This is a genomic window from Spiroplasma diminutum CUAS-1 (genome assembly GCF_000439455.1).
Lineage (GTDB): Bacteria > Bacillota_I > Bacilli_A > Mycoplasmatales > Mycoplasmataceae > Spiroplasma_A > Spiroplasma_A diminutum.
Genome location: NC_021833.1, coordinates 695,934 through 717,471, shown reverse-complemented (window position 1 = coordinate 717,471; position 21,538 = coordinate 695,934). Strand labels below are relative to the sequence as shown.

The 21,538-nt window shown below is 31.0% G+C and carries 16 protein-coding genes and 3 rRNA genes; 18 read left to right on the top strand and 1 reads right to left on the bottom strand.

Features of this window, described 5'->3' with window-relative positions:
* Positions 1-110: 110 nt before the first annotated feature.
* From SDIMI_RS03320 to sepF, 15 genes are all read left to right on the top strand, one after another.
* Entirely contained in the window at positions 111-1,367 is a 1,257-nt protein-coding gene (locus SDIMI_RS03320; protein ID WP_020836578.1) for an ABC-2 family transporter permease, read from the top strand.
* Positions 1,368-1,730: 363 nt separating this feature from the next.
* Positions 1,731-3,251 (top strand): 16S ribosomal RNA (locus tag SDIMI_RS03315).
* 292 nt (positions 3,252-3,543) lie between these two features.
* A 23S ribosomal RNA gene (locus tag SDIMI_RS03310) occupies positions 3,544-6,455 on the top strand.
* A 113-nt stretch (positions 6,456-6,568) separates the two neighbouring features.
* A 5S ribosomal RNA gene (rrf, locus tag SDIMI_RS03305) occupies positions 6,569-6,674 on the top strand.
* The 16S, 23S and 5S rRNA genes sit together here, the layout of an rRNA operon.
* A 62-nt stretch (positions 6,675-6,736) precedes the next feature.
* The gene (locus SDIMI_RS03300; RefSeq protein WP_020836577.1) at positions 6,737-7,246 is read left to right on the top strand and encodes a hypothetical protein; all 510 of its coding nucleotides are present in this window, start codon (positions 6,737-6,739) and stop codon (positions 7,244-7,246) included.
* A 123-nt stretch (positions 7,247-7,369) separates the two neighbouring features.
* Positions 7,370-8,416, top strand: a complete 1,047-nt coding sequence (gene pheS, locus SDIMI_RS03295; RefSeq protein WP_020836576.1) for a phenylalanine--tRNA ligase subunit alpha — start codon at positions 7,370-7,372, stop codon at positions 8,414-8,416.
* Between the two features lie 14 nt (positions 8,417-8,430).
* The gene (pheT, locus tag SDIMI_RS03290; RefSeq protein ID WP_020836575.1) at positions 8,431-10,839 is read left to right on the top strand and encodes a phenylalanine--tRNA ligase subunit beta; all 2,409 of its coding nucleotides are present in this window, start codon (positions 8,431-8,433) and stop codon (positions 10,837-10,839) included.
* Positions 10,839-11,339 (top strand): YceD family protein, encoded by a 501-nt coding sequence (locus SDIMI_RS03285; RefSeq protein WP_020836574.1) that lies wholly within the window; start codon positions 10,839-10,841, stop codon positions 11,337-11,339. Before pheT ends, SDIMI_RS03285 begins: the two co-directional genes overlap by 1 nt.
* Before the next feature lie 17 nt (positions 11,340-11,356).
* Complete coding sequence (gene rpmF, locus SDIMI_RS03280; RefSeq protein ID WP_020836573.1) at positions 11,357-11,533, top strand: 50S ribosomal protein L32; 177 nt, start codon at positions 11,357-11,359, stop codon at positions 11,531-11,533.
* 88 nt (positions 11,534-11,621) lie between these two features.
* Positions 11,622-11,948, top strand: coding sequence for a hypothetical protein (locus tag SDIMI_RS03275; RefSeq protein WP_020836572.1), 327 nt, complete (start codon positions 11,622-11,624; stop codon positions 11,946-11,948).
* Between the two features lie 119 nt (positions 11,949-12,067).
* Entirely contained in the window at positions 12,068-12,499 is a 432-nt protein-coding gene (gene mraZ / locus SDIMI_RS03270) for a division/cell wall cluster transcriptional repressor MraZ (RefSeq protein WP_020836571.1), read from the top strand.
* Entirely contained in the window at positions 12,499-13,443 is a 945-nt protein-coding gene (gene rsmH, locus SDIMI_RS03265; protein ID WP_020836570.1) for a 16S rRNA (cytosine(1402)-N(4))-methyltransferase RsmH, read from the top strand. The genes mraZ and rsmH overlap by 1 nt, the downstream gene beginning before the upstream one ends.
* Before the next feature lies 1 nt (position 13,444).
* Entirely contained in the window at positions 13,445-14,854 is a 1,410-nt protein-coding gene (locus tag SDIMI_RS03260) for an acetate and sugar kinases/Hsc70/actin family protein (RefSeq protein WP_020836569.1), read from the top strand.
* 19 nt (positions 14,855-14,873) lie between these two features.
* Positions 14,874-16,139: a cell division protein FtsZ gene (gene ftsZ / locus SDIMI_RS03255; RefSeq protein WP_020836568.1), complete on the top strand. Its 1,266-nt coding sequence runs from the start codon at positions 14,874-14,876 to the stop codon at positions 16,137-16,139.
* Positions 16,140-16,142: 3 nt separating this feature from the next.
* Positions 16,143-16,460 (top strand): cell division protein SepF, encoded by a 318-nt coding sequence (gene sepF, locus SDIMI_RS03250; RefSeq protein WP_020836567.1) that lies wholly within the window; start codon positions 16,143-16,145, stop codon positions 16,458-16,460.
* Between the two features lie 420 nt (positions 16,461-16,880).
* Here sepF and SDIMI_RS03245 read toward each other — a convergent pair whose 3' ends face one another.
* A complete protein-coding gene (locus SDIMI_RS03245; protein ID WP_020836566.1) occupies positions 16,881-17,363 on the bottom strand; it encodes a hypothetical protein in 483 nt (160 codons plus the stop codon).
* Between the two features lie 69 nt (positions 17,364-17,432).
* Here SDIMI_RS03245 and oppB point away from each other — a divergent pair, with 69 nt between their 5' ends.
* From oppB to oppD, 3 genes are read left to right on the top strand one after another with little or no spacing between them, the layout of a single operon-like run.
* A complete protein-coding gene (oppB, locus tag SDIMI_RS03240; protein WP_020836565.1) occupies positions 17,433-18,659 on the top strand; it encodes an oligopeptide ABC transporter permease OppB in 1,227 nt (408 codons plus the stop codon).
* A gap of 13 nt (positions 18,660-18,672) precedes the next feature.
* Complete coding sequence (oppC, locus tag SDIMI_RS03235; RefSeq protein ID WP_020836564.1) at positions 18,673-19,635, top strand: oligopeptide ABC transporter permease OppC; 963 nt, start codon at positions 18,673-18,675, stop codon at positions 19,633-19,635.
* A 10-nt stretch (positions 19,636-19,645) separates the two neighbouring features.
* Positions 19,646-21,535, top strand: coding sequence for an oligopeptide ABC transporter ATP-binding protein OppD (oppD, locus tag SDIMI_RS04735; RefSeq protein ID WP_020836563.1), 1,890 nt, complete (start codon positions 19,646-19,648; stop codon positions 21,533-21,535).
* Positions 21,536-21,538: the final 3 nt, after the last annotated feature.

The following is a 21,538-nucleotide window of genomic DNA, read 5'->3' as shown; positions in this document are numbered from 1 at the left end:
TATTCTTGTTTTTTTAATAAACTTTTTTAGAACTATATTACTTGTCTTTACTTTTTTTTGGTGCTACAATATCTATGTATTTTTAGGGCTATAACGATAGGGGCAAACATATGAGAAAAAGTATATTTTTTGGCGTGTTAATTTTATTAGCAGGTTCAATATTAAGTTTTTTAGGGGTTTTTTTATTTGAAGGAAAAAAATTCTTTTTTAACAATTTTGATAAAGAATACGGGATATTAAATATTTTACAAATAATTGGATTATCTTTTATTCTATCTTTATTTCTAATTGGAAGTATAAGATTATTTTCAAAATCAGGAAATGCAATTAGTTTTCTTTATGCAATTTTAGCAATTGGATCAGTTGCAATAAACTTTACATTCCTGACAATGTTAATTACAAAAAATCCAACAATAATAAAAGATGGGGAAATAATTATTATTACATCACTACTTTTAAATATAATATTTCTTTCTATTGGATCAGTTGCTTTACTAATTTCTATTGTTCCAATGTTTAAGGCTAATTCAAATGTTAGACAAAAAGTAAGAACTACAAAAACATCAGTTTCAAATAATGATTCAAGTGAACCATTCAAACCAATGGTTTTAAGAGATCATGAACAACAATTAAAAGAAGCTGAATTTAATCCAGAATTTACTTCAACACCAAATGATGAGACATTTAACATGTCAGATAAATTAGCTAAATTAAAAGAAGATATAAGTAATAATAATTTTTCTAGTGGAATTGAACAAGAAATTCAAGAAGATGAAGATAACAATGCTAATGAACCTGAAGTTCTTGAAGATGAAATTCTTGAAGATGAAATTAATGAAGAAGAATTAGATTCAATAAATAATAGTGAAAACATAAATTATGATCTTGAAAAACCTCTAATAGATAACTTCTCAGGGCAATTAAATGAAGAAAAAGTGCAAACTAATAGTTTACCTAAAATAGAAGAATTACCACCTATTACAGAGCCGAAAGACCCTTATAAACAAACTATAGTTCCTAGAAGAGCTTCTCAAAGAGAAGGTGAATTTAATAAACCAATTGGTAATGTTGTAAAACCTGTTTATGTTGAAAAAATTGAAAGAAGAACAGCAAGACTTGATGAAAATTATCAAGGAAAAGTATTTTTAGGTGATTCAGATAGAATCTGAGAAGCTATGAAAAAACAAGAAAGAAGACTTGTTCCAAAAACACCAAAAACAGATCATTTAGTAAGTAAATCAAATATAGTAAATAGCTTACAAAGCGAAAAAACAAAAACTATGGAAATAGATATTGATAGAATTATGGACCCTGTAAATGAAGAAAATAGGGAAGAATTCACACCAACTATCGATTGAGATGATTAAAATAAAAAAGTTTAAACTTTTTTATTTTTTTTATGTTTTTTTATTTGCAATATGTTATTATCTTAATTGTCAATAACGGTGCCTATTTTAAAGGGTTTTAAAAGAAATTAATTAATTTTCTTTCAGTAAAGAAATTCTGTTTAAGAAAATTAAAAAAATTTTAAAAAATTTTTAAAAAAGTATTGATTATTGTCTTTCAATCATATATATTTTTATATGTCGTTGGTTGTGAAAAACTAACGAAAAACGATCTTTGAAAACTAGATAGAACAACAACAACCAATTAATTTGTACAATTTATACAAGTTCAATTATTTGAGAAACAAGATATAGTCATGAATCAAAATTTTCACATTGATTAAATTTAATGAGAGTTTGATCCTGGCTCAGGATGAACGCTGGCGGCATGCCTAATACATGCAAGTCGAACGGGGTGCTTGCACCCAGTGGCGAACGGGTGAGTAACACGTATCTAATCTACCTTTTAGTGGGGGATAACAGTTGGAAACGACTGCTAATACCGCATACGACATCATTATCGCATGAGAAGATGTTGAAAGGCCCGTTTGGGTCGCTAGAAGATGAGGATGCGGCGTATTAGCTAGTAGGCGGGGTAATGGCCCACCTAGGCGATGATACGTAGCCGAACTGAGAGGTTGATCGGCCACATTGGGACTGAGATACGGCCCAGACTCCTACGGGAGGCAGCAGTAGGGAATTTTTCACAATGGACGAAAGTCTGATGAAGCAATGCCGCGTGAGTGATGACGGTCTTCGGATTGTAAAGCTCTGTTGTAAGGGAAGAAATGCTAGAAGAGGAAATGCTTTTAGTTTGACGGTACCTTACCAGAAAGCCACGGCTAACTATGTGCCAGCAGCCGCGGTAATACATAGGTGGCAAGCGTTATCCGGATTTATTGGGCGTATAGGGTGCGTAGGAGGTTAGTTAAGTTTGAGGTTAAAGCCCGGAGCTCAACTCCGGTTCGCCTTGAAAACTGGCTAACTAGAATGCAGGAGAGGTAGATGGAATTTCATGTGTAGCGGTGGAATGCGTAGATATATGAAGGAACACCAGTGGCGAAGGCGGTCTACTGGCCTGTGATTGACTCTGAGGCACGAAAGCGTGGGGAGCAAATAGGATTAGATACCCTAGTAGTCCACGCCGTAAACGTTGAGTACTAAGTGTCGGCTTTAAGTCGGTGCTGCAGCTAACGCATTAAGTACTCCGCCTGAGTAGTATGCTCGCAAGAGTGAAACTCAAAGGAATTGACGGGGACCCGCACAAGTGGTGGAGCATGTGGTTTAATTCGAAGCAACGCGAAGAACCTTACCAGGGCTTGACATCCAGTGCAAAGCTACAGAGATGTAGTGGAGGCTAACATTGAGACAGGTGGTGCATGGTTGTCGTCAGCTCGTGCCGTGAGGTGTTGGGTTAAGTCCCGCAACGAGCGCAACCCCTATCATTAGTTACTAACATTAAGTTGAGGACTCTAATGAGACTGCTAGTGTAAGCTAGAGGAAGGTGGGGATGACGTCAAATCATCATGCCCCTTATGTCCTGGGCTACACACGTGCTACAATGGCTGATACAAAGAGTTGCAATCCTGCGAGGGGGAGCTAATCTCAAAAAGTCAGTCTCAGTTCGGATTGAAGTCTGCAACTCGACTTCATGAAGCCGGAATCACTAGTAATCGCGAATCAGCAATGTCGCGGTGAATACGTTCTCGGGTCTTGTACACACCGCCCGTCACACCATGAGAGTTGGTAATACCAGAAGCACGTATCTTAACCGTAAGGAGGGAGCGTACCAAGGTAGGATTAGCGATTAGGGTGAAGTCGTAACAAGGTATCCGTACGGGAACGTGCGGATGGATCACCTCCTTTCTATGGAGTATTCGTAGATTAAGAGAAAAAGCTGAGTGAAACGATAAAACAGCTTATGATTATATCTCGTTCTATCTAGTTTTCAGAGATTGTTTAACGGGCCATTAGGCCCAAACAATTTCTGTAAAGAAAATCGTTCTTTGAAAACTGAATATTAGATGAAAATAGACATTTTATTTTTCTTACGTTTATAAACAATATAAATGTAGTAGTAACTTATTTAAGATTAATACTAAGAAAACTAAAATTTCATTAATTTTATAGATTATCTATATATGCAATAGGTTTTTCTTTAGAAAGTATAGTAAGGGCGTATGGTGAATGCCTTGGAAAATGGAGCCGATGAAGGACGCGACTACCTGCGATAAGCGCCGGGGAGCTGGAAGTAAGCTTTGATCCGACGATGTCCGAATGGGGAAACCCAGCACGATTAATCTCGTGTTATCCATAACTGAATACATAGGTTATGTGAAGGGAACCTTGGGAACTGAAACATCTTAGTACCAAGAGGAAAAGAAAACGAATGTGATTCTGTCAGTAGCGGCGAGCGAAAGCGGAACAGGCCAAACCGGTCTACGGGCCGGGGTTGTAGGACTCTTGTTAGAGTTACAAAGTTAGTGTATAGCAGAAGCTGTTGGGAAGCAGCACCGCAGAGGGTGATAGTCCCGTATGCGAAATGCACTAACCTCGAGAGAGTATCCTGAGTACGGCGGGGCACGAGAAACCCTGTCGGAATCTACCCAGACCACTGGGTAAGCCTAAATACTACCATTTTACCGATAGTGAACCAGTACCGTGAGGGAAAGGTGAAAAGTACCCCGAGAGGGGAGTGAAATAGTACCTGAAACCATACGCTTACAAGAAGTCAGAGCCCGTTAATGGGTGATGGCGTGCTTTTTGTAGAAAGAGCCGGCGAGTTACGATATCGTGCAAGGTTAAGTGGAATACACGGAGCCGTAGTGAAAGCGAGCCTTAATAGGGCGTTTAGTACGATGTCGTAGACACGAAACCGGGTGATCTAGCCATGAGCAGGTTGAAGTTAGGGTAAAACCTAATGGAGGACCGAACCAACGTTCGTTGAAAAGACCGTGGATGACTTGTGGCTAGGGGTGAAATTCCAATCGAACCCGGAGATAGCTAGTTCTCCCCGATATAGCTTTAAGGCTAGCGTCGAGGTAAAGGATTATGGAGGTAGAGCTCTGAATGTGTGATGGCCCCACCTAGGGGTACTGATCACAATTAAACTACGAATGCCATAATTTCATACTCGGCAGTCAGAACATGGGTGATAAGGTCCATGCTCGTGAGGGAAACAGCCCAGATCAACAACTAAGGTCCCTAAATTTACGCTAAGTGTGTAAGGATGTGGAAGTGCACAGACAGCTAGGATGTTGGCTTAGAAGCAGCCATCATTTAAAGAGTGCGTAACAGCTCACTAGTCGAGTGCTTCTGCGCCGAAAATGTACCGGGGCTTAAGCGTAGTACCGAAGTTTTGGATTTGCAGCAATGCAAGTGGTAGGGGAGCGTTCTAATTGTGATGAAGTTCGACCGTGAGGACGGGTGGAACGATTAGAAGTGATTATGCCGGCATGAGTAACGTTTGGGAGTGAGAATCTCCCATGCCGTTTGACCAAGGTTTCCTGGGCAAGGTTCGTCCACCCAGGGTTAGTCAGGACCTAAGGCGAGGCCGAAAGGCGTAGTCGATGGACAACAGGTTGATATTCCTGTACCACCTAATAAAGTGATGGAGTGACGGAGAAGGATAGTGGATGCCGGCTGTTGGTTATGCCGGTCTAAGCACAAAGAGGTGTACGTTGGCAAATCCGCGTACTGTAACCTTGAAGTGTGATGGGGAGTGAACGCTTCGGCAAGTAGCGAAGTCCATGACTCCACGCTTCCAAGAAAAGCTTCTAGCGTTAATTTATTAGGTGCCTGTACCTAGAACGAACACACGTGGTCAAGGAGAGAATCCTAAGGCAAGCGAGATAACTATAGCTAAGGAACTCTGCAAAATCACCCCGTAAGTTAGCGAGAAGGGGTGCTCACTTTATGTGAGCCGCAGTGAAGAGGAAGGGGCAACTGTTTAGCAAAAACACAGCTCTCTGCAAAGTCGTAAGACGAAGTATAGGGGGTGACGCCTGCCCAGTGCCGGAAGGTTAAGAGGAGATGTTAGCTTCGGTGAAGCATCGAATTGAAGCCCCGGTGAACGGCGGCCGTAACTATAACGGTCCTAAGGTAGCGAAATTCCTTGTCAGGTAAGTTCTGACCCGCACGAAAGGCGTAATGATCCCTTCGCTGTCTCGGCTATAGACTCGGTGAAATTTTAGTACCAGTGAAGATGCTGGTTACCCGCAACTAGACGGAAAGACCCCGTGGAGCTTTACTATAACTTAATATTGAATCTTGGTGTAACATGTAGAGGATAGGTGGGAGACTTTGAAGCGATCACGCTAGTGGTTGTGGAGTCATCCTTGGAATACCACCCTTGTTACATTGAGGTTCTAACCTAGACCCGTTATCCGGGCCAGGGACAGTGTTTGGTGGGTAGTTTGACTGGGGCGGTCGCCTCCTAAAATGTAACGGAGGCGCTCAAAGGTACCCTCAGTACGGTTGGAAATCGTACGAAGAGCGCAAAGGTATAAGGGTGCTTAACTGCGAGACTTACAAGTCGAACAGATGCGAAAGCAGGACTTAGTGATCCGGCGGTCCCGTGTGGAAGGGCCGTCGCTCAACGGATAAAAGTTACCCCGGGGATAACAGGCTGATCTCCCCCAAGAGTTCACATCGACGGGGAGGTTTGGCACCTCGATGTCGGCTCATCGCATCCTGGAGCTGTAGTCGGTTCCAAGGGTTGGGCTGTTCGCCCATTAAAGCGGTACGCGAGCTGGGTTCAGAACGTCGTGAGACAGTTTGGTCCCTATCTGTTGTGGGCGTAGGAAAATTGAGAAGAGCTGTTCCTAGTACGAGAGGACCGGAATGGACGCACCCCTGGTGCTCCTGTTGTCACGCCAGTGGCACAGCAGGGTAGCTATGTGCGGAAAGGATAATCGCTGAAGGCATCTAAGCGAGAAGCCTCCTTCAAGATGAGTTTTCCCATTCTTCGGAAGTAAGATCCCATGTAGACCACATGGTTGATAGGTTGGGTGTGTAAGCACGGCGACGTGTTTAGCTTACCAATACTAATAGATCGAGGTCTTTCAAAGAATAACCTAACAAAATTGCTTGTATAGATATATAAAATCATCTAGTATTCAGTTTTGAGAGTACGATTTAGTTTTCAAGTAAAACTTAGTCTCTCAGACAAATAAAACTTAAGATCTGGTGGTCATAGCGCTGAGGTCACACCTGTTCCCATGTCGAACACAGAAGTTAAGATCAGCAACGCCGACGATAGTATAATGCAAAAATAGGACGCTGCCAGTTTAAAGTTTTAAAAACTACTCATAAGAGTAGTTTTTTTTATACAATATTCAAAAGAGGTATTTATGCTAATAGAACAAATAGTTAAAAGATTTAAGAAGAAAATGATTGAAAGTACTTTAGAAGATTTTAAATTTAGATGAGAATTTGAAGACTTTTTTAGAGTTTTAAATATTGATAATTTTTTTACAATGATGGAAAAACAACTAAATATAAAATTTAATTTTAATCAAGAACAAGATATCAAAGAAAAAGTATTAAAAATAAGAGAATGAATAGAGTTTAATATAAATGACATTAAAGAAATTGAACTTCAGTTAAATGAAATGAATAAGCTTGATAATTTGATTCATATGATTTATATAGAAACTAAGAAAATTATAAATAATGGGCTAATTGTTTACTTATTTTATGAAAAAATTCATATGTCAATTGAATATAATGGTAATTTATATGACACAGAAGATTTTTTTAATTTAAAATTAGCAAAATATAAAGAAGAATTAGAAAAGCATTTATTTGTTTTTTTAAGATCATTGAATAAAAATAATATAAAAGAAAATTACTCGTTATAAGGAAAATGTAACTTAATTATGTAGTATATAAAGGATAAAAAAGAAAAAAGAATTCTCAATTTAATAAAAAAATAAATTAATTTAGTATAATTAAATTGCTGTGAATTTAGGAGAGGTAAAAAGATGTTAAAAAAATTAGATGAAATATTAGTTAGTTTTAATCAAAAATTTGAAACTATTAAAACAAAAGAAGAATTAGATGAATTAAAAAAACAATTTGCAGGAAAAGATTCACCTTTAACAGATATTCTTAAAAACTTAAAATCAGCTTCTCCTGAGGAACGTAAAGAAGCTGGAATGAAAGCAAATGATATAAAAGTAATTATTTTTGAGAAATTGAACAATTTAAGTGAAAAATACGAAAATGAAGAATTAAAAAAAGTTCTAGAAAATGAAAAAATTGATTTAACATTGTCTGGAGTAAATTTAAAAATGGGTACAAAACACCCATTGAATTTAGTAATAGATGAAGTTTCTTCAATTTTTACTGAATTAGGTTATGAAATGGTTGACGGAACAGAATTTGAAACAGATGAATACTGTTTCCAAAAACTTAATATGCCAATTGGCCATCCTGCAAGAGATATGCAAGACACGTTTTATATAGATAATCATACTGTTTTAAGAACACATGCAACAAATATGACTGCAAGAATGCTTACACAAGCAGCACAAACAGGAAATATAAATATGGCAGCTGTTAGTTATGGTAATGTATATAGACGTGATGATGATGATGCAACACATTCACATCAATTTATGCAAATGGATGTTTTTGCAATTGGAGAAAAAATCAGTTTTGCGAATTTAAAATGAGTTTTAGAATATATGTGTAAACGTTTATTCTCTGAAGATACTGTAATTAGAATGAGACCAAGTTTCTTTCCATTTACAGAACCATCAGCTGAAGTAGATGTAAGATGTATTAATTGTAGTGGTAAAGGTTGTCCAATATGTAAATATACTGGATTTATTGAAATTTTAGGTTCAGGAATGCTTGCTCCAGAAGTAATGGTTGCAAATGGATTGGATCCTGAAAAAGTTACTGGATTAGCATTTGGAGTAGGTATTGAAAGACTGGCAATGCTTAAATATGGTTTAAAAAATATTAGAGAGCTATATGAAAATGATGTTAGATTTTTAGATCAATTTAAATTCTTTGGAAATTAGAAAGTGAGAATTATATGTATTTAACAAGAAAATGATTAGAAAAGTTAATAGATTTAACTGACATTAAAAATGAACAAATTACTGTAGCATTAAACTCACTTGGTTTTGAAGTAGATTCATTTAAAGATTATTCATTATTAAATGATAATTTAAAAATTGCTCATGTGGGAAATGTAGCTCCTATTGAAGGAACTCATTTAAACTTTTGTTTTGTAGATAAAGGTCAAGATTTAGTTTCTCCAATAGTTTGTGGAGCTAGCAACGTTAAAGAAGGTCAATATGTAGTTTTAGCAGAAGCTGGTAAAAAAATTGCAAATGGAATGAAACTAGAAAATAGAGAAATTAAAGGAAAAATGTCTGAGGGAATGCTTTGTGCTTTAACAGAAATTGGGTTAGATTCAAAAGCATTGTCTGTTAAAGAAAAAGATTGAATTTATCCAATTGTTACTAAAGAAGACACTTATTCAATGATTGGAAATGAAACTGCACTTGAAGAAATTGGTTTTCTAGATGCTGTTTGAGAAGTAGATTTAACTCTTAATAGAAGTGATGCATTAGGTGCTTTACAATTTGTAAAGGAATTGGCAAATTACTTTAATAAAGATATAAATGATTTAACAAAACATTATGAATTTAAAACTAATGATTTATCATCTCCAGTATCAATTAAAATAAGCAAAGATATGGACAATATTGTAAGAAGTGCTGCTTTACAATTAGTTAGCGTAAAAGATATATTAACTATTGGTGAAAAAGAATATAAAATCTACTCAAATCAAGATATTTGATTAAAATTTAATGACTGTAAAACAACACACAATTTTTGATTAGATCTAGCAAATGCAATAGCTATTGAAACAGGTCAACCAGTAATATTCTTAGATCCAAGTAAATTGAATTCACAATTAGAAATTAAAGATAATAAAGATAAAGATCACAATGTGAATTTACAATTAATTTGTGATGAACAAGTTGTTTCAACATTGGGTGTTGAAACAAACATTGATTTCTTACCAACAGTAGATTCAAAAGAAATTTTAGTTGTTTATCTATCTTTAGATCCAATATTTATGAGAAAACAACAAAAGCAATTTAATACCTCTACAATTGATTTGCAAAGATATATGAAACCTATAAGTTCAAAATTGTATACAGTAGCTCAAAATAGAGTTATGTACTGGTTAGATCAATACAATATTTATGAATCAAATAGTAATATTGAAATTATAAAAGAATCAAATGAAAAACAAATACAAGTAAATGTTAAATTAGAATACATCCATAAACTAATGGGAGTTAATTTAAGCACAAAAGAAATTGAGGAGTTATTTAAAACATTGGATTTTGAAATAACTGAAAATGGAGATGAACTAATATTTAAACCTGATCCATTTAGAACAGATATTGCACATGGTGCAGATATAGTAGAAGAAGTTACTAGAATATATGGATATGACAATGTTAAATCTATCCCTCCAAAAATTTTATCTGATAGTAAATCAAAGAAATTAGATTTACGATTACAAAAACAAAATGAAAATTATCTACTTGGATTGGGATTTACAAACATTAAAACATATTCATTACTTTCAACAGAAATGGTTGAAAAATGAAATTTATTTGAAATTAATAATCCAATAAATTTAATGAGTCCATTAAGTAAATTAAGAGAAACATTTAGATTAAGTTTATCTAGATCAATTATTGAAACTGCTTCATTTAATTATTCAAAAGGTAATAAAAATGTTAAATTATATGAATATGCAGATATTTATAATATGGACAATTTAAGACAAAGACATCTTTCTGTTTTAATTTCAGGTGATGTTATAAATCAAAAAGGTTATGATATAACAATTAAATCAAGTTATGCATATCTAAAAGGAATTTGTGATTCAATTTTAAATTCATATAATATTGATTTAAGTCAAGTTTCATTTGAAATAAATGAAAAAGCTCCAAATGATATTCATCCATTTATAAATGCAAAAATTGATTTAAATGGACTAACACTTGGATTTATTTATAAATTAAATCCAAAATTTGAACAATCTCAAAAACTCGATTCAACTTTTATATTAGAACTAAACATAACAGCAGTTCAAGATGTAAAAAACTCAGTAATTAGAGCTCAGGAGATATCAAAATTCCAAAAAACTACAAGAGATGTATCAATTATTCTTACTGAAAAAGATAAATACTCACAAGTTATTAAAGAAATAATAAGTGATGTAGATTATTTAACAAAAGTAGAATTAATTGATATTTATCAAGATGCTAAATTAAAAGAAATAAATTCAAAATCTGTTTCTGTTTCATTTGAATTCAATAACGTTGAAAATCAATTAACAGATCAAGAAGTACAATTACAATGAGATAAGGTATTAAATAATCTATCAAAACTAAAAATAGAGGTGAGATAGTGTTAAAAAAAGATATAGAACTAAAGCAATTGATAAATTTGGATGAAAATTTAGAAATTAATGCAGATTTTAAAATAGATCATGATTTAATTAAGTCAATTGAAAAAGTTCATGTTAAGGGTATTTTAAATTATCAAGAATCAATGAAATCTATTATTGTAAGTGCTAAAATTACTGCAACTATTCATGCAATGGATGCAAGAGATGGAAAAGATATTAAATTAGATGATCAAATTTATGATTGAAATGAAGAATATTATTTTGAAGATATAAACGATGATCAACATAATATTGTTTTGGGAGATAAATTTAGTATTCTAGATTATGCAATTGAACAAATTGTTTTAAATATTCCTATGAATTTAACCAATAATTATGATAAAATTTCATTTGTCGGTAAAGATTACATACTTATGTCTGAAGAAGAATACCAACAAGAACAAGAAAATCAAATAGATTCAAGATGAGAAAAACTTAAAGATTTTAATTTTGAAAAATAAACAACGGAGGTGTCAACATGGCTGTACCATTTAGAAAGACCAGTAAAGCTGCTAAAAATAAAAGAAGAAGTCACTTGGCTTTAGTAAGCTCAGCAATTATTTCATGTCCAAACTGTGGAAGTATGATCAAACCACATAGAGTTTGTCGTGAATGTGGTTACTATAAAAACAAAGAAGTTAAAAAAGTTGATTAATAAATAAAGTACTTAAAAAGTACTTTTTTTTTTTTTTTTTAAATTTTTTTGTAAAATTAATCGATTAATATTATTGGAGGATTTTAATATGAACAATAGTATAAAAGAAATTTCTAAAAGAATTATACCTCTATCTGCTTTTAATTCATTAAATGAAAATGGATTTGATGTCATATCATATGATATTGACGAAAATTCCTTCTACGATATAGTTGCTTCATCAGATCCATTAACTTCTGTAAATTTATTAAGAAGTTTTTATATGTATTATAAAATATATTTAAACAAATATTTTATTAGACCATTATTAACCAGTGATCCTTTAAAAATTGAAGAGATTTTAGAAAATGAAAAACAATTAAAAGATAGAGTACAAAATATAATTAATTCTTTAGAAAGAAAAATTATTCATTAAAAAGTGCCTTTTTATGCACTTTTTTTATTTACTTAGTGGGAGAAAAATATTAAAAAAAAGTTGAATATGTTATAAAGTGGTATATAATTGTTTATGTGTGGGAGAAAGTGGGTGACTTTGTGTTATTTGGAAAATTTGAACATAATTTGGATGATAAATCTAGACTTACAATACCTTCAAAATTACGTAATAAACTAGGGGAACTAGTTTATGTAACAAGAAGTATTGATGGACTTTGTTTAGAAATTAGAACACCAGAAAATTTTAAAGAATGATATAACGAACTTAAAGCACAAAGTGCTCTTTCTTCAACAACACGTACAGTTGTTAGAACAATATTTTCTAATACTGACGAAATAGCAATTGATGGTTCAGGGCGAATCAAATTGCCAACAAATTTATTAGAAGAAGTTGGAATCTCAAAAACTGTTCAAATCACCGGGGCTGGTGAATGAGTAGAAATTTGGGATAAAGACAAGCATCAAATTTATTCAATTGATGCAAAAAGTCAGCTTGTAGAAGCTGCTGAAAAATTGGGCGGAGTAAATTAATGGCACAAGAACATACATCTGTTTTACTTAATGAATCAATTGATTTATTAAATATAAAAAGTAATGGAATATATGTTGACTGTACTCTAGGGCGAGCAGGTCATAGTGCTGAAATCTTAAAAAAAATAGATCAAGGACATTTATATGCAATTGACCAAGATCAAGATGCAATTGCAATAAGTAGGAAAAAACTTGAATGTATTTCAAGTAATTTTACTATTTTAGAAGGAAACTTTGCAGATATAAAAGTTTTACTTTCTTTGAGTGGGATCAAAAAAGTAGATGGAATTTTATATGATTTGGGAGTTTCAAGTCCTCAATTTGATAAAGCAGATAGAGGATTTAGTTATAGATTCAACTCTGATTTAGATATGAGAATGGATCAAAAAAATACCAAAATTACTGCAAAGGAAGTTGTAAATACTTTTACAGATAAACAACTTGCTGATATTTTCTTTCAATATGGAGATGAAAAATTTTCATGAGAAATAGCTAAAAAAATTATTATTAAAAGACAAGAAAAAGAAATAAAAACTACTTTTGAATTGGTAGATATTATAAAAGAATGTCTACCGCAAAAAGTTCTTAAACAAAAGAAACACCCAGCAAAAAAGGTATTTCAAGCTTTAAGAATTTATATAAATGATGAACTTGAAGTTTTAAAAAGGTCTTTAAATAATTCATTAGAATTATTAAATCCAGGAGGAGTAATTTGTGTAATAACTTTTCACTCTTTAGAGGAAAAAATAATTAAAGATATTTTTAAAACTAAAACTACTTCGAAAGAAGATAAATTTTTAAGAAAATTACCAATAGCAATGGAAATAAAAAAAGACTATGAACTTGTTATAAAAAAACCTGTATTACCAGGAGAACAAGAATTACTAGATAATAGAAGAGCTCATAGTGCAAAACTTTGAGCAATTAGAAAGGTTGGTGAATAGAATGCAAAACGAAACATATGCAGTAATTGAAATTACTAAAAAATATATAAAATTTGCTGTTGGAAAATATAAAAAGAATATGGGTTTAAAAGTTGTTTTTAAAGAGAGAGAAAAAACAAAAAATAGTTGATTAACAGAAAAAAATGATATTGTTGATACAAATATTGTTTCTCATAGACTTAATAAAATGATTAATAAATATGAATCAATGTTCAAAGAAAAAATAAAAAGAGTTTCAGTAATATATCCAACTGCATCGATGCAAATAAAAGATTCTTCATCAAGCCTTTATATTGATAATCCAGATAAAATTATTAGAAAAGAACATTTAACAATCTTATGTAAAGATGCTAAAAGAGTAGTGTTTGAAGATAATTTAGTCTTTGCAAATATGAAACCATATGAGTTTAGAATTAATAATAGTCAAAGTTTTGCAAATATGCCATATGGTGCAAAAGCAGAACTAGTATCAATGAATGCAAAAGTTTATGCAGCAGAAAGACATGTTGTTGATTCATTCAATAAAGTGCTAAAAAGTTTAGAATTAGAAACTATAACTGCATCAAGTCAAATGTTCACTCTTGCAAAACAATGCGGAGATGGTTTAAATTTCAGAAATACATTTGCTTTAATAAATTGAGATTGAGACTCAATTGATATTGGATTTTTCTCAAGAGAAACTCTTGTAAAAAAAGAGGTAATAAATTTTGGGATTAAAGATATTATTGAAAATTTATCTGCAAAAATGTATTCAAAATTTGATATAGCTGATAAATATATATTTAAATTATTGGATTTCTCATCAAATAGATTAGACAACAATGTAATGTATAGAAAATATATTGCAAGCGAAAGAAAAATATTTGAATTAAAAGCAATTGATCTAAAGCATATGCTTTTAGAAGAACTAAATGCTGTAATTGATAAATCAGATGTATTAATTTCAAGAGAAATGAATAATATAAGAAACTTTAAAGTTTATCATACGGGTAAAATTACAGAGATTGCTGGATTTGAGAAAATATTGTTAAGAAGTAATTACAAAAATATTTCAGAAATTTATTATTCATTAGTAACTGGAGCAAGTCAAATTTGAACTACTTCATTGTGTGGAATGATGAAACATTTACATTTAACAAATAAAAATCTAAAAGAGATTAAAACAAGTACAGAGATTTATCTAAATTCTGAACATCCAGCTAATAGAGTTGAAGCACAGCAAATGGTATATCCAAATCAAGTAAGACCAAATCAACATTTGCAACAAACTCAACAATTTAGACCAAATGTACAACAAAATTATCAACAATCAAATCAATATTCACCACAAATGATGGTGCAACAAAATTATCAAAAAAATGAAAACTATTTAAAAAATGGTATTATAAATACGCAAACAAATAAACAATAAAAAAAGTGAGGGAAAAAATATGTCTACAAAATTAGATTTAAATAAAAATGCCAAGATTAAGGTAATTGGTGTTGGAGGAGGAGGTTGCAACGCTGTTAACAGAATGGTTGATGATAACGTTCAAGGTGTTGACTTCATTGTTGCAAATACTGATGCACAAGTTTTAGCTGCAAGTTCAGCTCCAACTAAAATTGTTCTTGGAGAAGAAATATCAAAAGGATTAGGAGCAGGAGCAAATCCAGAAATTGGAAAACAAGCTGCTATTGAATCAGAAGAAGAAATCAAAAATTCATTAAAAGGATCAGACTTGATTTTTGTTGCCGCTGGAATGGGTGGAGGTACAGGAACTGGTGCTGCACCTGAAATAGCAAGAATTGCTATGGAAACTGGAGCATTAGTTATTGCTATTGTTACAAAACCTTTCAGATTTGAAGGAAGATTAAGAAATTCTTATGCAGTTCAAGGTTTAAATGAATTAAGAAAATATGTTGATTCAATTATTATAATTTCAAATGATAGATTATTAGAAATTATTGGTGGAATTCCAGTTCAAGATTCATTTAGAGAAGCTGATAATATTTTAAAACAAGGAGTTCAAACAATTACTGATCTAATTGCTGTTCCTGCTGTAATTAACTTAGACTTTGCTGACGTAAGAACAGTAATGAAAGGTAAAGGAAACGCTTTATTTGGAATTGGAATTGGTTCTGGAGAAGATAAAGCAATTGAAGCTGCAAACAAAGCAATTACTTCATCATTATTAGAAACTTCAATTCGTGGAGCTAAGGATGCAATTATTAACGTTACTGGTGGAAAAACAGTTTCATTAAATGATGCATATGATGCAGTTGATATTGTTCAACAAGCAAGTGGTGAAGATGTAAATATTATCTTTGGTATAGCAATTAATGAACATTTAGATGATGATTTAATTGTGACTGTAATTGCAACTGGTTTTGATGACGACTATGTTTCACCAAATATAAGTTCACAACAAACTCCAAATGTTCAAAAGGATTCATATACAATGAATCAACCAAATTATGAAAGTGAACCACAAGTTGAAACAGCTTATGAACAAAGAACATCATTTATGGTAAATCAAGATAAAAGACCAGAATACGTAAAACAAGCTGAAAACGAAAATAGACATGTTCAAGATAGAATAGGTCAATGAAAACAAAATAATGTTAATATTCCACAACCTCAAGTTGCTCAAAAAATTGAAGAAACTAATGATGATGAAGATGGAGATTTCCCAACTTTCTTAAGAAAGAAATGATAATTAATGGGATTATTTAATAAAAAACAAGATAAACATTTGGAATTAAATGATAATAAAGTTGATTCTATAGATAACCAAAATCAATTTAATAATGAATTTAATGAAGAACATATAACTCATTTTTTCCCTCAAAGTTATAATGATACAAAAGAGATTGCAGATTGCCTTATCAGGTTTAAAAATGTAACTGTAAAACTTACAGATATTGAAAAAGCTGATAAAAAAAGACTTATAGATTTTTTAACAGGAGTTATGTATGCTCTTGATGGAGATTACAAAAAAATTGATGCAGGTGTATATTATTTTTGAATAAGCAATTAATTGCTTATTTTTTTAATTTGTCTTGTTAAAATGTTGAAATTATAACTTTCATTTGCTAGTATCTAATTAGGCGATGAAGGAGACCGAAAAATGCACAGTATATTGATTACCAAAAAATTCAATAAACCAACTGCCTTTTTTGCGTTTTCTACATTGTCATTTAAAAATATCTTTTTTAAAGACAATGCGAAATTAAATATTAAGATGGCTATGTACTGCGCAAAACAACACATGGCGCAATGATCGTAATTGTTTATAGAATTAGACAGATTTTAAATGATATTGTTTAATAAGATTTTAGTTTTTATTAAGAGTATTTAATATTTAAAAGAGTGATATATTTTATAAACAGTTAGGATTAATTTATACCTAGACTTTTTATAAGATTTATCACTCTTTTTTTTATGAAAATAAAAAAAATTACACTCAAAGTGTAATCGCAATAATTACTGAAGTTATTGACAATACTAAGCAGACTAAAAGGATGATTTTAGAAATTCTTCTCAAATATCCTTCTTCTTCTGATAAAGTAGTTTGATACCTTCTTCTAGTATCATTATAAAATTTTGCAACTTTCTTATTTTTTATTCAATTAGTGAATAAAAAAGCTAATAAAGAAAGTAGTGCAAATGCAGTAACTATTCATTCTGATTTCTCTGTGCTTTTATAGACAAAGATACCAATAATGAAACTAAAGCCAATAATACAAGAACTTATCGCTAATGCTATAAGATAGTCGTATCATCTTAATTTCTTAGAATCAATATATCTGGTTTGATTACCAATTGGATCTTCTGAAATTTTACTTACTTTATCTTGTACTTGTTGATTGTGAGCTTGCTTTTCTTGCTCACGCAAATCTTTTAATTTTTTAAAATTACTTGTTTTATTTTTATCTCTCATATTTAACACCTTTAAAAATATTATATAGGTTTTATAAGATAAAAATAAATAGAAAGGATAACTAAACTTATGGAAACAAAAGTAAATGAATTAGACAAAGAGCAATCGTCAGTATTAAACTTATTTGAAGAAATTAGTTTAACTGAGGAAGTTAAAGAAACAAAAGCCAGTCATTTAGAAAAAGTGAGAAGTGTGTTTAGGAAATCAAATTCAACATTTGATGAATTCATGCAAAAAAATCCATTATTTTCTTACTCACTTAAAAGAATATTGTATGCATTTATAACACTTTATATAGCAATAGCTGTTGTGTTTATAATGTTAAGAATCGTAACAACTGATGGAGCTTATTTAGCAGATGTTAACTTAGATAAAATGAACATAACTTATGGAAGCAAAGAATACTACAACTTATTAAATAATAGAAAAGACTTATTTGGAGTATCAGGACCAATGATTCAACAAATGTTTATCTATTTAAGAAATATTACACCATTCATTCCAAAAACTGTTATTTTAAATCCAGTTATGGATAATGCTGGAAATATTACAGGTGAATCAACAACAATGTGATTCTACTTAGGTGTATTTATGAACAAAGCTAGTGGTGGTGCTTCAATGTCATTAGTACAAGAAGCATTTAAAAGATCAATTCCAACTTCATTTAAAATTGGAAGTATTGGAGTTTTACTATCATATGTGCTTGGTGTACCATTAGGTATTCTTGCTGCAAAAAACAAAGAAAAATCAGCAGATAATGCAATTAATGGAACAAGCTTAGTAATTAGTGCTATTCCAGCATTAGTTATTATTTCTCTATTATACAAAATGTCAATTTATGTATTTGGAGCAAATGGAACTTATGAAGGAGCTACACTAGGAACTAAAATTTGACCTGTTATTGGGGTAATGTTATTAATTATGCCAATGATTATAGTTAACACAAGAAGATTCGTATTAGATGAAATGACAGCAGACTATGCAAAATTTGCACTTTCAAAAGGATTAAGCGAGAAATATGTATTCTACGTTCATATCTTTAGAAATGCAGGAGTTAGATTAATTAAAACTCTACCAGAAGTGTTTGTATTAACATTATTTGGATCAAGTATTTTAGTTGAAAGACATTGATCAATTGATGGTATGAGTAAATTTATTTTAAATGGGGTAGCAAATAAAGATACATTCGTTGTTTTAGGATATATCTTTGTATCAGCTTCAGCGGGAGTATTTTCAAGTTTAATTGGAGATTTACTGTTAGCAACATTAGACCCAAGAATAAAATTAACAAAATAGAGGAGGAAAATTTATGGAACAAAGACAATATACAAATGAAGAAATGAATTCTATAGATAATTCTCTCTTCAAGGTAATTGGAGCTCAACATGAGCAATCTGAACGAATTACAAATAAACCATACAGTTATTGAAAATCAGTTTTTGCAAGAGTTGCAAAATCAAAAACATTTGTTATTTCATTATTTTTATTAGTAGCAATTATTTTAATGGCATTCTCAATTGGAATAGGAAAAGATCCAGTTCCAATTAACAGACCAGGTATTGATATTGAAGCACCAAGCTGACAACATATATTTGGATTAGGTAAATTTGGAGAAGATTTATGAACTAAAATGTGAATTGGAACAAGAACAACATTGATATTTACATTCTTTGTTGCTTCAATTCAAATTTTATTAGGAATTTTATTAGGTTCAATTTGAGGATTCTTTTCAAAATTAGACTTAATTTTTATAGAAATCACTAGATTCTTAACTCTAATACCATCATTAATCTTATGATTGATTGTTATTTTCTTATTTGGAGGAACAACATCAATTCCAGTTCTAATATTTGGTATATCAATTACAAGTTGAATTACTTTAGCAGCAGTTATTAGGGTTCAAATTATGCTTGTAAGAAATGCAGAGTATAACATTGCATCAAGAGTATTAGGAACACCAAGTTCAAAAATTATTAGAAAAAATATCATGCCAAAAATATTACCGATTGTTATTCAAACATCAACATTTGCAATTCCAACAGCTATAGCAATTGATGCATTACTTGCATACTATAACTTTGGATTTGTTACAAATACATTAGATCAAGCATCATTAGGTTCAATTTTAAATGAATTATTATCTGGTTCAGATTGAGAAGTGTACCCACACTTATTAATCATTCCAGTTGCGTTTGTAGGGGGAATATCATTATTATTCTTCTTAGCAGGTAAAGTATTTGCCGATTCATTAGATCCTAAAACACATAGATAGGAAGAAAATTATGAATAAAGAAAATAGAATTATATCTGTTCGTGACATGGAAGTAAAATTCCAAGTTAGAGGTAATTTTTTAACTGCTATTAGAAATGTTGATTTAGATATCTATGACCAAGAAATTCTTGCAATTGTAGGAGAATCTGGAAGTGGTAAATCTGTAATAACAAAAACATTTACAGGAATGTTAGAAGCAAATGGTTGAGTAAGTAATGGTTCTATAGTTTATAGACCAAATAAAGAAACAATTGAAGATGAAAATGCTTATTTTAAAGAGCCAATCGATATTGTTAACTTACAAAGTCCATTAATTTCAAAAGATGTTATTAAAAGTGTTGTTAAAATAAATAATGAAAAAATAAAAGAAATTTTAAAAGAAATTAAGGAATTATATAAATTAAATCCAAAATATAATGGAAGTTTAGAACAACAAGAATTAAAAATTATTAGATTAGAAAATAAAATTGAATCAGAACAAAATGAAACAATTTTAGCTGGATTAAAACAAGAATTACAAGATTTAAAAGAAGAATTGAAATCTAGCTTGTTAGATGAAAATAAAAAAATAGCTATTAAGAAAATTAATAGCAATAAACACACTATTTTATTAGAAGAATTAAAGAAAGAACTTGCAACTTTACAAGAAAGTATGACTTTTACTGGAAACAATAGAGTTGCAAATAAAATTATCAAATTGGAAGTTAAAATTAAAGCAACTGAAGAAATTATTAAACTTATTAATGAAGATTCATTAAGAGAAGAAAAAGTTAATGATAAATTAACAATGATTTTAAGATTGGAACTAGATATTAATAAAGTAAAACCTTTAGATATGAAAAGTAGAAGAAATGTTTCAAAAATAACTTCATTAATTGAAAATTTTATTGAAACAGAAGTTTCTTTTACTGATGAAGAAAAAGAATTTATAATAAATTATTTTACAAGTAAAAAATATTTAAATAGATTTGAAAATGAATTACAACAAATTTGTTTATCAATAATTGAAAACAATACTTTTGATAAAGATCATTTTTATAATATTTTAGTTGACTGAAAAAGAATTAAAAATTCTGATTTAGTAAATAAAGTAAATGCTTTAAAAGAAATCAGACAATTAAGAGGAAAAACAATTTCAACAATTTTCCAAGACCCTATGACTTCATTAAATCCACTTTTACCAGTTGGATTCCAAATTACAGAGGTATTGAGAAAACAAGTAGGTTTAAATAAATCTGAAGCAAAAGCAGAGGCAATTGAACTTTTAAGAAAAGTTGGAATTCCAAATCCTGAAAAACGTTTTAAAGATATTCCTGGAAGATACTCAGGGGGAATGCGTCAAAGAGTAGTTATTGCAATTGCTCTTGCATGTAGACCAAAAGTATTAATTTGTGACGAACCAACAACAGCGCTTGATGTTACAATTCAAGCTCAAATCTTAGATTTAATAAAAGAGTTACAAAAAGAATACAAATTCTCAGTTGTGTTTATTACTCACGACTTAGGAGTTGTTGCAAAAATTGCAGATAGAGTTGCAGTTATGTATGCTGGACAAATTATTGAAGTAGGAACTGCAAAAGATATTTTTGAAAATTCAAAACATCCTTATACTTGAGCATTATTATCTTCTTTACCTCAATTAGGTAAAAAAGGAGATGATTTATTCTCAATAGAAGGTACACCTCCATCATTATTTAATGAAATAATAGGAGATGCATTTGCTCCAAGAAATAAATATGCATTGGAATTAGATTATATTAAACAACCTCCAATGTTTAAAGTAAGTGAAACTCATTTTGCAAAAACTTGATTATTAGATCCACGTTCTCCCAAAGTTGAAAGACCAGCTATTTTAAATAACTTACGTAAACGTATTGAAGAAGCAGAAAAGGTAGGATAGAAC